The sequence below is a fragment of the Bacillus sp. FSL K6-1284 genome, assembly GCF_038002625.1.
Taxonomy (GTDB): Bacteria; Bacillota; Bacilli; order Bacillales; family Bacillaceae; genus Bacillus; species Bacillus paralicheniformis.
Genome location: NZ_JBBOCW010000001.1, coordinates 1,266,712 through 1,278,658, shown reverse-complemented (window position 1 = coordinate 1,278,658; position 11,947 = coordinate 1,266,712). Strand labels below are relative to the sequence as shown.

Genomic DNA, 11,947 nt, shown 5'->3' with positions numbered 1-11,947 from the left:
TGAACGTCGATTTTTCAGCAGCCGGTACAGTCGGGACTCACATGAGCTTCCCGGCGAGTTCTGCGATCGTTAGAATGCCGTAGCGAAGCTCTGGCAAAGAGGCGTACGAATAGGACAATCTGATGCTGTATTTGGCTTCTTTATCGTAGAGGGTGCCGGGATTGATGAGGATGTTTTTCTGTAATGCTTGTTCGAACAAAGCGCTGAGCGAGAGCGGCTTTAGAAATGTGACCCAAATGTAAAACCCGCCTGAAGGCTTTTCCCAGCGGGCGATTCCTCTGCAATAGGTCTCAAGACACCGGAGCGCCTCATCCCGCCTTCCTCTCAGTTCGCCTTTGATCCGGCTGAGATTTTCATCATAAAGTCCGCTTGAAAGCCACTTTGCAGCCGCCCATTGCGACAATGAACTTGAGCCGTAGTCAGTCTGCATTTTAATATCGGCCAGCCTCTCGATGACGGGCTCCGGGCCTGCGATCCAGCCGATGCGAAGGCCGGGGCTGACGGTTTTCGATAGTGTACTGACATAAAGAATGCTGCCTTCTCTGTCCATGGCCTTCAGCGGCGATGACGGCGGACCGTCAAGCCGCAAGTCGCCGTATGCGTCATCTTCAATAACCGGGAGCGACAGCCGCTTGCTCATTTGAATCAGCTCGCGCTTCCGGTTTTCCGACATCAGTTTGCCCGTCGGATTGTGAAATGACGGAATCGTGTACAGTAAATCGGCGCCATGCCGTTTTTTTACCGCCGGAATGACGGACGGGTCTAATCCCCCGCCATCCATTGGAAGCCCGCAAAGCCGCATGTCCATCGATTGAAAAACGTGCAGCGAGTATAGGTATGACGGCTTTTCCGTCAACACGACGGCTCCCCGCTTCAAAAGACCGATCGATATGAGCTGCAGCGCTTGGAGCGCTCCGGAGACAATCAGAATCGAGTCGGCCGATACACGCACACCCTTCCGGCCCAGATGCTCCGCCAGCACCTCTCTTGTATAGCGGCTTCCTTTCGGTTCTTCATACCCGAGCATCAGCCTATCAGACGGTGCGCGGCGAAGAATCTCTTCCATCTGTTGATAAGGCAGCAGTTCAGGCGCCAATTCACCTGTGCCGAGCCTGATGATCCCTTCTGTAAACTCCTGCCTGTTGATTTCCTGAACCGTCATTGAATTGGGACGGTGAATTCCCGAACGTACATAACTCGTCCAGTCAAGCGGCGGCCCCGCCGTCAATTGTGACCATGTTTGATTGGCCACCTTTGTGCCTCCTCCCCGGTTGCCTTCAAGAAATCCTTGGGCTGTCAGCTCGTCCAGAGCCGCGGTAACCGTGCTTCTATTCACTTGAAAGATGGAGGCCAGCTTGCGTTGTGAAGGGATTTTCGTCCCGGCCGGCCATTCCCCCTGTAAAATCTTCTCTTTTATGATCTGTTCGATTTGCTGGTATAGCGGAATGTCTGAATGTCTGTTCAGCTGTCTGTGCACTTCATGTTCAGCTCCTTTTTTAAAAAGATAGCATTTGGCTGGGCAATTAGACCAGCCAAATGGCCGGAGACATTCCCTGCTTCTTGCTCTACAATAAAACGGATGTTTTGAATGAAAGGGGTTTTTACAGTCATGAACGCAGTTATTCACGGAATGATTCTCGCTTTTGGACTGATCTTGCCGCTCGGCGCGCAAAATGTCCTGATTTTTCAGCAAGGGGCCGCATCATCGAGCATTTGGCGTGTCTTGCCGCTTGTGATCTCCGCATCGTTGTGCGATTCCCTCCTGATTATACTGGCAGTCACAGGTATTTCCGCGGCTGTCGCCGGCCTTCCTGAAGTTAAATTTGTCCTTTTGACCGGAGGATTTTTGTTTCTCATTTATATGGGATGGATCACATGGAGGAGCAAACCGGCGGTAGGAAACGCGTCCGAAGCTATGCCGCCCAAAAAGCAAATCGCTTTTGCTGCAGCCGTATCGCTCTTAAATCCGCACGCCTTGCTCGATATCGTCGGCGTGATCGGCACCAACTCTTTAGCGTATGAAGGTGCGGATCTTTGGCTGTTCACCTGTGCATGTATGATCGTTTCGTGGCTATGGTTCCTTGGACTTGCCGCAGCGGGAAGACTTCTCAAACAGCTCGATTCACAGGGGATCGTCATGACCTTGTTCAATAAAGGATCTGCGGCTGTCATGTGGGGGCTTGCCGCCTACCTCGGCGCCTCGCTGTTTACCTGATCCTGCGGGAACGCGGCTTCTGTCCGCATAAACCTGAGAAGCAGCGAGCACAATAAGGACATCCGGTAACCCGGCAATGATCAATCGCTGATGAGGGATGTCCATGTTTCGAAAATATAAAAGAAAGGGAGCCGGATTGCGGAGCGCTCCCATTACGAAAGATGCCCTTCTTGACGCCACCGCCGGTATGGCTGATGCGGTGATCGAAGAGCATGAAACAAAAGGCGGACAAAAAGCAGTGTTTTACTATTTACATACCATCATTGATCGGGTCATGCTGCAACAGTCGATCATCAGGCCTCTGATCATGAGCGCCGAAGAAGAGTCAATATATCGCTGTTTAAAAACCTTTGTTTTGCACGTTGAACCGATCGTATCTTTAGAAACCGCAAAGGAGTGGCTGATGTCCGGTTCGATCATCATCCATGATCCGGACAGGCAGCAGTGGTTTGCCATTCCCATTGAAAATCGGGTCGGCCGGCAGATCGAACCGTCTCAAACCGAAACGGTGATGTACGGTCCGAAAGACAGTTTTACCGAGCAGCTCGACGTCAATCTTTCTTTACTGCGGCGCAGGCTGCCTTTAACCAATTTAAAAGCGGAAAGGCTGACGGTCTGTTCGCTCAGCAAAACATCTGTTGTTATCGTTTATATTGCCGGATTAACCAATCCGGAATTGATTGAGGAAGCCAGAAAAAAAATCGCGGAAACCGATTTTGACATGATCTTCGATTCCGCACAGCTCACTGAATTGATTGAAGATCATCATCATTCGATTTTTCCGCAGTTCCAGCAGACCGAGCGTCCCGACATTTCCGCCTACAATTTAAGCATTGGCAAAGTCGCCATTTTGGTCGATCAGACGCCGTTTGTATTACATGCACCGATCACGTTTTTTCACCTTTTTCACTCCGCTGAAGATTATACGACGCGCTGGCCGGTTGCCAGCTTTTTTAGAATGCTGCGCTACGCCAGTTTTTTTCTGTCTATTTTGCTCATCCCTTTTTATGTGGCTTTGTCGACTCATCATTATCATATGTTTCCGCTCCAGATCCTTTATGTGCTGATCGAATCAAGGAGCAAAGTGCCGTTCACCCCGTTTTGGGAAGCGGTTCTTATGCTGCTCGTCATTGAAATTATTAAGGAAGCCAGCGTGCGGATGCCGACAAAATCAAGTTCAACATTGGGGGTTATCTCGGGGATTGTGATTGGAGAAGCGGCGGTGCAGGCGGGCTTTGTCAGCAAAGTGCTAATCGTTTTGGTCGGCATCTCAACGGTCGCGTCATTTTTGGTGCCTAACTACATCGTAGCTAAAGGGCACACTTTGATTCATTTTACGATGCTCGTGTTCTCCGCCTGCCTCGGTTTTTTCGGATTGATCTTCGGAATGATCGGACTGTTTGTTCATTTGAACGGGCTTACTTCTCTCAAGCAGCCTTATTTTGCGCCGATTACTCCGTTATATTGGCGCGATTGGCTCGATCTTTTTATACGAAGTCCTTTGATCTGGCTGAAAAAGCGCCCCGAATATCTGCATACCTTGCAAAAATGGCGGTACGTTAAAAGGAGATGAAGCGGCTTGAGTTCTTTTCAATTATTTCACAAGACACGGCCTCTCGGCGGAATTTACATCGCCCTCATCGCCAACCGTATGCAAGTTCTTTTTTTCATCTTGGTTCTGCCGATGTATCTGGTTCACCCTTACATGATGTTCGTTATGCTCGCTGTCGGAATGCTGTCACAGTTCAACTTGTACCTGTTGTCCAAATGGCTGTCTTCTCCAGCGGCCGCAAAAGGCTATGAAGGCTTTGCCGCTCTCTTCGGCGAACGCAAGCTGCGCTTTTTTATCCTGATCGGCTTAATTCAGCTCGCGTTAAAGATCGCGATCATGATCACAAGCTACGCCGAAACGGTGAGACACTTCATCTTTCCCGCCATCAATATCAACTGGCTTGTGATCTTGATTCTGGTGATCAGCGGATATGCGGCCTCCCGCGGCATGGAAAATACGATGCGATTTGTCATCATTGCCTTTATGTCATCATTTTGGATCGTGTTCATTTTTATCAGGTTTTATATCCCCCCGATCGCTTCCTTGACCGATTTATATCCGTTGATTCCTTTTGACTGGACTGAACATTCTTGGAAGGCGCTGCTCGTCATGTGGTCTTCTTTTTCCAGTCCCGAGTATTTGATTTGTCTGGCTCCATGGTTCAGCAAGGAAGCTAATGTGCTGAAATGTTTATCGGTCGGTAATGCGATTTCACTCTTCGAATATTTGTTTTTGTTTATCGGTGCATTATTTTTCTACGGCTCCTCTTATTTGCTGGAAACCATTTTTCCGGTGATAAACATGCTCCGCTATTTGCAGTCGCCGATTTTGGAGCGGATCGATACGTTTCTACTGTCTGCCCATATGTTTCATTTTGCGTTTGTAATCGCGATTTTTTTACTCTGCTTTTACGGAGGCCTCCGCATTTTGTTTAAAAGAATGGCCAAGCCTGTGACGCGAAGAGGATTTCTGTTCAGCTTCCTATTGCTCATGGGATGTTCGCTCGTGTTAAGCACCTGGTTTTGGCAATCCGGAAAGCAGCAAGATATGTGGTTTTTGATCGAAGTATCCATCGGAGCCGTCACTTACGCATTGATTCCGGCTATTCTTGTCATTGCCGGAAAACGAAAGGGGCGCATGCAATGATCAGCGGGAAACGCCTCATATTAAACGGCTGTATCGCACTTGTGATTTTCATGACGATTGAGGGCTGCTCTCCATTTGTTGAAAACAATGAGATTGAAGAAATCTCACCGGTTACCTTTTGGTATATCAAAGAAGGAAAAAAAGGAAAGATCTCAATGAGCACCACCGTCCCTCCGGTGGGCCTTGAAAAGAAGCGGCTGTTCAGCACCGAAGTCGATATGATCAAACAAGTCGGCAAGCGATTTAATTTAAATTATTACAACGAGCTGAAAAACGGGCAGCTGAGAATGGTGATGATCGAAGAAAATCTCGCTGACAAAGGCATACTTCCGATTATCAACACGCTTCTGTCAGACCCGAAAATCGGCCCTCGCCTTTATCTCATCGTCGTCAACGGCGATTTTGACAAATATATACTGAACGAATTGAAGCAAAGCGAGAATTTTGACTTTTATCTTTATCAGACGTTAAGGCATTTTGAAAGAGCCAACCAGGGTGAAATGAGCATCGTTAACCTGCATCAATTCAAAAACCAGCTGTACACCCACTATTCAGATCCTTACGTGCCTGTTTTCAGAACCGATGGTAACCAGTTCACATATGAAGGAACAGGACTTTTCCGAAACGACAAATTCGTGAAGACACTGACCGGCATAGACGATCAAATTTTTCAGCTGCTCAACAATAACAGGTATCTGAAGTTCCTCACGATTCCCAACTTGTCAATCATAATCGGCCAAGCCCGCTCAACCGTCACATTTGACTTAAATCAAAACAATACAGCTTTATCAATGAAAGTCAGCATAAACGCGGGCATTGAAGAATACACAGGCGACAAAAACCTGCAGGATCAAAGCGAGTTCAGCGCACTTGTCCATGATGTGGAATCCGAATTGGAAAAGAAAACAGCGGACATGATAAAGGACATGCAAAACATTCGGGTTGATCCGCTTGAAGTCGGCGGTGAAGCGCTTTTTCCGTTTACGAAGCCGATGAGCGACAAAGCGTGGCTGCATCGTTGGGAGAAGATGGATGTCGAGGTGGACTATCAGGTGAATCTGAGACCGAATCTGAATGTGCAATAAGGGGCTTGCAGTTGATTGAAAACGCTGAGAGAAAGGGCGGCATCGGGCGGAGAAATGCTTTCTTCCGCCCTTCTTTCTGTTGATCCTATTGACCGCAGGATGATCTCCGGCATACTTTGTCTTTATCACAGCCCGTTTATGAGCCCCGTTTCATACCGTAAGCTGTTTCGTCTGATACTGAATCTTGACGCTCTTGCCTGTTGACCAGGATTCTGTGGCCGCAAGCGCGATTTCCAGATTGACTGCCGCATCCACTTCAGTCACAATCGGTTTCGTTTTGTTGCGAACACACTTGGCAAAGTGCTGCATCTCTAAGCAGTACGCTTCATGGAACCTCGCCTGGAAATCCGGAATGATATTATAGCTGCTCCCCTGCCCGGTCCGCACGGTAACCGCCGGGTTCCGCAGCGTCCCGATGAAGATGCTGCCGTCCGTCCCGATAATTTCGGCGCGTATATCGTGGCCGTAAGACGAATTGCGGCTTGCTTCCGCATCACCCGCCGCCCCCGAATCAAACTCCATATAGGTGAGCGCTTGATCGACATCATGGCATCCCGGCATGAACGCGTGCTTCAAAACCCTTCCGTGGCCGGAAACAGCAGTAATTTCAGCCCCCATTAAATAACGCGCGATATCATAATCGTGAATCGAACAATCGACGAAAATACCGCCGCTTTTTTTTATGAATTCGGCCGGAGGAGAGCCAAAATCGCGCGTAAACCCTTTATAATAGATCGGTTTGCCGATCTCTCCGGCATCGATCCTCCTTTTGGCATCCGCATAAGCAGGATCAAACCGCCTCATAAACCCCACCTGGCAAATCACGCCCGTTTCTTTGACTTTAGCAATGACTTCAATCGATTCTTCAAGATTTAATGTCAACGGCTTCTCGACGAAAATCTGTTTGCCGCATTCGGCCGCCTGTTTGATCACTTCGGCATGGGTAGATGTCGGTGTAACGATGACGACGGCATCAATCTCTGGATCGTGGAGACATTCAAACGGATCTTCAAACCACTTTTCAACACCCAGTTCAGCGGCAATCTCCCTCGCCCTCCCCTCTGCCGGATCGGCCACAGCGGCGAGCAGGACCCCGGGCACCTCGGTTTTGAGGTTTTTCGCATGGTAATAGCCGAGCCTTCCGAGTCCTAATACGGCGCATCTCACTCGTTCTGTCATTTTCTTCTCTCCCTTCTCACATATTGAAAGCGCTTTATTAATAAGAGAAAGCGCTTGCTCATTTCAATTCTGATTTTACCCTGTATTTATTTTATCCGCAATCCTTTTTAGGATTTAATGAGAGCAAGCGCTTGCTCTTATTTTTAAAAAAAAGAGCGTTTTTTTCTATCAAAACCCGCTCTTTTCAGCATGTGCATCTTTTTTAAATGGAGGTGCCGTCGACTGTCTGACGACAAGTTCAGGCATGAGAATGATTTTGTTTTTCGAACTTTTCTCGCCGCTGATTTCTTCGGCCAGCAGCTCGGCCGCACGGCGGCCCATTTCTTCAATCGGCTGCGACACTGTCGTAAGCGGCGGATCGGTCATTTCGGCTAAAAACGTATTATCAAAGCCGATGACAGATAAATCCGTTGGAACTTGGAGCCCCCATTCCCTTGCAGTCTGAATGACTCCGCACGCAAGCACATCATTCATGGCGAAAACGGCGGTCGGAATGTTGCTTTCGAAAATCTGAGCGGCTGCTTTTTTGCCGCATTCCAGGGAAAAACCGGTACCGGCGATGAGCGATTCATTCACTTTGATGCCGGCTTCATCCATCGCTTTTTGGAAGCCTTTCAGCCTGTCTTTTTCTCCGGTTGTCGATCCGTCGCCGGCGATGCAGGCGATTGTCTTATGGCCGAGCGAAATTAAATGCCGCGTCGCTAAGTATCCGCCCATAAAATCGTCGATGACCACGACATCCAGCGGAACAAGGGCGCGGTCCTGAGAAATCATCACGAGCGGTATGCCCTCTTTTGCAATATCCTCGAGCGCATCCATGCTCTCCTGATTTTCGATGCCGGTCGCAAAAATGATGCCGTCGACGCTTTTTTGCTTGAGCACCGAGAAATACGTTGCCTCCTTTTTCGGATCGCGGTCGGTACTGCATATCATCATGCTGAATCCAAGCTCGCCCGCCCGCTCTTCAACGCTTTTGGCAAGCTCTCCGAAAAAAGGGTTTGCAATATCGGGCGTCAACAGGCCGATAATGTTCGTGCGCTTTCCGGTAAGCGCAGAAGCGTGAACATTCGGCTGATAATCGAGTTCTTTCATGACGGCATGCACTCTTTGCCTTGTCGACCTGCTGATTCTCCCGGTATTGTTGATCACCCGGGAAACCGTGGAAATCGAAACGCCTGCCGCTTCCGCTACATCATAAATGGTTTTTTTCATTTTGGTCCCCTCTAGTCCGCTGATGAAAGATATCTAATATTACATTATAGAGCGTGTCAGCTACCGCCGCAAATCAGCTCCCACTCCTCCCGCAATATTCCGTATCTGATTGAATCATAATAGACTCCGTCATAATATCTGACTTTGCGAATCCGGCCTTCCATCTTAAACCCCGCTTTTTCGGCGCACCTCATCATCCGCCTGTTGCCGGACCACGTCGTCATTCCGATTCTCGGCACATCGACGTTTTCAAATAGGAAGCCGACCCATAATTCTACGGCTTCCGTGCCGTAACCTCCGTTCCAGAACCGCGGATCATAGATGCCGATCCCGCATTCCAGCCAGCGTGTCGGCCGGCACTCCCAATAGTAAGAAACGGTTCCTTTCAGCTCTCCTTCGATCTCAATCGCCAAATAGCGCGGCGGTTTTTCTTTTAAAGCCGGCACAAAAGAGTCGAGAAAATATTGAAACGGTTCGGGCTGAAGCGGAAAATAAGGGGCATCCCATTTTTTCCATTCAGGGTTTCGGGTTCCGTAAATCATTCTCCATAATCCGGGCAGGTCATCCATTGTGATCGTGCGCAGCTTTACTTTTTCACCATTGATGGATGCCAAACTTTTCTCCTCCTATGCTTTGAAAATATCACTCAATATTTCTCTTCATCATCTTTCTGTATTCAACAGGCGAAATCCCTTCTATTTGTTTAAACAGCTTTGAGAAATAAGTCGGATCATCGATTCCGACTTGTTCGGCAATCGATGACATTTTGTCGTTTGTCGAAGAAAGGAGCCGCTTCGCTTCAAAAACCTTCGCCTTATTGGCGTATTGGCCCGGTGTGATGCCGAACGCCTTTTGCATGCAGCGGGTAATGTAGTCCTGGTGATAGTGAAGGGCAGCCGAGAGCTGCTCCATGCTGAGCTTCTCCTTATAGTGGCGGTCGATGTAATGCTGCACTTCAGATGCCACACGCTCACTCGCCGAAGGAATGTGGAACGCCTCCTTCTGCAGGTGAATCAGCAGCTCTTCGAACAAGAGCTGCTTCCGAAGAGGCAGGTCGGAATTTTGGGCAGAATCGTCAATCAAACGTCTAAACTGCTGTTCAATAAACGCTTTTTGGTCGATCTTTCCCTTTCTCGGAATCTTTAAATGATATAATGTCGGCGTTTCAAACGTCCCCTTCTTCAGCTTGAGCTCGGTCCAGTTCTCACCTCCCTGCTGTGCAAAGCCATAAGACGGCTCCTGAAAGTGCAGCCAAAAATAGCGGGTATCGTCTTGACAGCCTTGGTGTCCATAATGCTCAAGCCCCGGTACAAGGATGATATATTCCCCTTCCCGGATCTGATGGGGGTCGCCGTCCTCAGTCAAAAATAGTTCCCCCTGTATTACATATAAGAGATCAAACACGGAATATTCACGCCTCACATGCTTTTCCCCTTTTTTGAACAGTCCTTCTCCGCCGGTAATCAACACAGGGAGCGGCGGAATTGTAAAGATGATATGTTCCATGTTCTCTCCCCTTTTCATCAAGTCGTATTTCTCCAAGAAGTATCGGTTTCGTCTCTTCTTATTATAAGAAAATGGCGTTACACTATAAAACGGATTTTTTAAAAGAAAGGGGTCAAACGCCATGAAAAAAACAGCACCTCAAAACCTCTCTTTATTCGCATTGACCTGGCCTATATTTATCGAGGTTTCATTATATATGTTAATGGGCAACGCAGATACCCTGATGCTCAGCCAATATTCCGATGAGAGCGTGGCAGCCGTCGGCGTCAGCAACCAAATGCTGAACTTGATCATTGTGATGTTCGGTTTTATCGCCACAGGAACAACCGTTATTATTTCTCAATTTTTAGGAGCGCGGCAAAAAGCCGAAGCGATGGAAGTCGGCTATGTTTCCATCAGCGCCAATTTTATCATCAGTCTATTCATCAGCGCAGTGATTTATATATTTGCCAAACCGCTTTTATTGATGATGGGCCTGTCCGCCAACCTGCTGGCCGAGGCCGGCATCTTTCTACAGATCGTCGGCGGACTGTCCTTTATTCAAGCGCTCATTATGACCTTCAGCGCCATTTTGAAAAGCTACGGGCATACAAAGGACACAATGGTGGTAACCATCGGCATGAATATCCTGAACATCGCCGGCAACTATCTTGTCATATTCGGGCCGTTCGGCTTTCCGGTTTTAGGCGTGGCCGGCGTAGCAATGTCCACTTCCATCGCGCGCATCATCGGCCTGTTCGCGATCGCTCTGCTCGTCAAAAAGCGCGTCGGCATGCCATTGTTGTCCAAACGGCTGTTTGTCTTAAAGAAAAGCCATCTGAAAAAACTGCTGAAAATCGGGATACCTTCAGCAGGGGAGCAGCTTTCGTATAACGCGTCACAGATGATTGTCACCTATTTTATCACGCTGATGGGCGCGCAGGCGCTGACAACAAAGGTCTATACCCAAAATTTGATGATGTTCATCATGCTTTTCGGCACAGCGATCAGCCAGGGAACGCAAATCTTAATCGGACGCCATATCGGCGCGAAACAATTTGATGAAGCGTACAGCCGCTGTCTGAAGAGCCTCTGGTGGGCTCTGGCCATTACAACATTTACTTCCGTTCTCTTCGCTGTGTTTTCCAAACAGCTGATCGGCATTTTCAGCAGCAATCCCGATATTATCGCAACGGCCAGTATACTGATCCTTTTGACGATTATCCTGGAGCCGGGCCGCTCGTTTAACGTGGTCATCATTAATTCTCTCAGAGCTGCTGGAGACGCGAAATATCCGGTTTATATGGCGATTGTCTCAATGTGGGGAATCGGCCTTCCGATCGCTTATATTTTCGGCATTCAGCTCGGATTCGGCCTGGCAGGAATATGGTTTTCCTTCATCGCCGACGAGTGGGTCAGGGGAATTTTGATGTACAGAAGATGGAGATCTAAAATGTGGCTACAAAAAGGCTTTGCGGCATAACCTGCTTTCAACTGAAAGCAGGTTTTTTAATGTCATTAAACATCACAAGAATTTCATTCTGTGAATACAGATCTCTCTGATAATAGGTCTAATAGATTAATTTTTTTGAAAATTCGTATTGATTTTCAATTTGATATTACGTATGATAATAAACATAACAATACACGTAATAAAACCTTACACCAAAAGGAGGATTTACATTGTGAAAAAAATCGAAACGATTATACGCCCTGAACAGTTTCCCCGCCTCCGCAAAAAGCTTGAAGAGGTTGGCATAAACGGATTAACGGTCTCAGAGGTTGCCGGCTGCGGGCAACAGCGCGGGAAACAGGCTTTGTTTCGCGGCACCTCCTACGAAATCAAGCTGCTGCCTAAAGTGAAAGTCGAAATGGTGATTGAATCGGAGAGCGTTGATGAAATTATCCAAATCATCGAAAGCACATGTTCGACAAATACGGTTGGCGACGGAAAAATCTTTGTGCTCCCGATTGAAAATGCGGTTCGAATCCGGACAGGGGAATCCGGAAAAGAAGCGATTGTGTAAAACGACCGGCTCCATCCCGCCTCTTTTTGCCGATACTTTAAGAAAG

11 protein-coding genes are annotated in these 11,947 nt (G+C 48.1%); 6 read left to right on the top strand and 5 right to left on the bottom strand.

Annotation, left to right across the window (positions count from 1 at the left end; genetic code table 11):
* Nucleotides 1-37: 37 nt before the first annotated feature.
* Nucleotides 38-1,477 (bottom strand): aminotransferase-like domain-containing protein, encoded by a 1,440-nt coding sequence (locus tag MHB72_RS06485; RefSeq protein WP_216921067.1) that lies wholly within the window; start codon nt 1,475-1,477, stop codon nt 38-40.
* Nucleotides 1,478-1,609: 132 nt separating this feature from the next.
* On the opposite strand from MHB72_RS06485, the gene MHB72_RS06480 reads away from it, so the two are divergent.
* The 4 genes from MHB72_RS06480 (at nt 1,610) to MHB72_RS06465 (ending at nt 5,998) form a co-directional block, all read left to right on the top strand.
* Nucleotides 1,610-2,215, top strand: coding sequence for a LysE/ArgO family amino acid transporter (locus tag MHB72_RS06480; RefSeq protein WP_023856626.1), 606 nt, complete (start codon nt 1,610-1,612; stop codon nt 2,213-2,215).
* Between the two features lie 103 nt (nt 2,216-2,318).
* Complete coding sequence (locus tag MHB72_RS06475) at nt 2,319-3,788, top strand: spore germination protein (RefSeq protein ID WP_023856625.1); 1,470 nt, start codon at nt 2,319-2,321, stop codon at nt 3,786-3,788.
* 6 nt (nt 3,789-3,794) lie between these two features.
* The gene (locus tag MHB72_RS06470) at nt 3,795-4,913 is read left to right on the top strand and encodes a GerAB/ArcD/ProY family transporter (protein WP_145654189.1); all 1,119 of its coding nucleotides are present in this window, start codon (nt 3,795-3,797) and stop codon (nt 4,911-4,913) included.
* The gene (locus tag MHB72_RS06465) at nt 4,910-5,998 is read left to right on the top strand and encodes a Ger(x)C family spore germination protein (RefSeq protein ID WP_216921063.1); all 1,089 of its coding nucleotides are present in this window, start codon (nt 4,910-4,912) and stop codon (nt 5,996-5,998) included. The genes MHB72_RS06470 and MHB72_RS06465 overlap by 4 nt, the downstream gene beginning before the upstream one ends.
* Nucleotides 5,999-6,148: 150 nt before the next feature.
* Here MHB72_RS06465 and MHB72_RS06460 read toward each other — a convergent pair whose 3' ends face one another.
* The 4 genes from MHB72_RS06460 to MHB72_RS06445 all read right to left on the bottom strand — a co-directional run bounded on the left by MHB72_RS06460 (nt 6,149) and on the right by MHB72_RS06445 (nt 9,895).
* Nucleotides 6,149-7,177, bottom strand: coding sequence for a Gfo/Idh/MocA family oxidoreductase (locus tag MHB72_RS06460; protein WP_216921061.1), 1,029 nt, complete (start codon nt 7,175-7,177; stop codon nt 6,149-6,151).
* Nucleotides 7,178-7,345: 168 nt separating this feature from the next.
* Entirely contained in the window at nt 7,346-8,389 is a 1,044-nt protein-coding gene (locus MHB72_RS06455; protein WP_048350081.1) for a LacI family DNA-binding transcriptional regulator, read from the bottom strand.
* Nucleotides 8,390-8,445: 56 nt separating this feature from the next.
* Nucleotides 8,446-9,003: a GNAT family N-acetyltransferase gene (locus MHB72_RS06450; RefSeq protein ID WP_020450889.1), complete on the bottom strand. Its 558-nt coding sequence runs from the start codon at nt 9,001-9,003 to the stop codon at nt 8,446-8,448.
* A gap of 28 nt (nt 9,004-9,031) precedes the next feature.
* The gene (locus tag MHB72_RS06445) at nt 9,032-9,895 is read right to left on the bottom strand and encodes a helix-turn-helix transcriptional regulator (RefSeq protein WP_041817179.1); all 864 of its coding nucleotides are present in this window, start codon (nt 9,893-9,895) and stop codon (nt 9,032-9,034) included.
* Nucleotides 9,896-10,016: 121 nt separating this feature from the next.
* Between MHB72_RS06445 and MHB72_RS06440 the strand changes: the two genes are divergently transcribed.
* Nucleotides 10,017-11,357: an MATE family efflux transporter gene (locus MHB72_RS06440; RefSeq protein WP_095289984.1), complete on the top strand. Its 1,341-nt coding sequence runs from the start codon at nt 10,017-10,019 to the stop codon at nt 11,355-11,357.
* A 202-nt stretch (nt 11,358-11,559) separates the two neighbouring features.
* Nucleotides 11,560-11,901 carry a P-II family nitrogen regulator gene (locus MHB72_RS06435; protein WP_020450886.1) on the top strand — a complete coding sequence of 114 codons (342 nt, stop codon included), beginning with the start codon at nt 11,560-11,562 and terminating at the stop codon, nt 11,899-11,901.
* Nucleotides 11,902-11,947 lie beyond the last annotated feature (46 nt).

Excerpts from the sequence above, each read along its gene's own strand:
- MHB72_RS06480 (WP_023856626.1), top strand. The coding sequence starts at position 1,610 with ATGAACGCAGTTATTCACGGAATGATTCTCGCTTTTGGACTGATCTTG.
- MHB72_RS06475 (WP_023856625.1), top strand. The coding sequence starts at position 2,319 with ATGTTTCGAAAATATAAAAGAAAGGGAGCCGGATTGCGGAGCGCTCCC.
- MHB72_RS06455 (WP_048350081.1), bottom strand. The coding sequence starts at position 8,389 with ATGAAAAAAACCATTTATGATGTAGCGGAAGCGGCAGGCGTTTCGATT.
- MHB72_RS06440 (WP_095289984.1), top strand. The coding sequence starts at position 10,017 with ATGAAAAAAACAGCACCTCAAAACCTCTCTTTATTCGCATTGACCTGG.
- MHB72_RS06460 (WP_216921061.1), bottom strand. The coding sequence starts at position 7,177 with ATGACAGAACGAGTGAGATGCGCCGTATTAGGACTCGGAAGGCTCGGC.
- MHB72_RS06445 (WP_041817179.1), bottom strand. The coding sequence starts at position 9,895 with ATGGAACATATCATCTTTACAATTCCGCCGCTCCCTGTGTTGATTACC.
- MHB72_RS06465 (WP_216921063.1), top strand. The coding sequence starts at position 4,910 with ATGATCAGCGGGAAACGCCTCATATTAAACGGCTGTATCGCACTTGTG.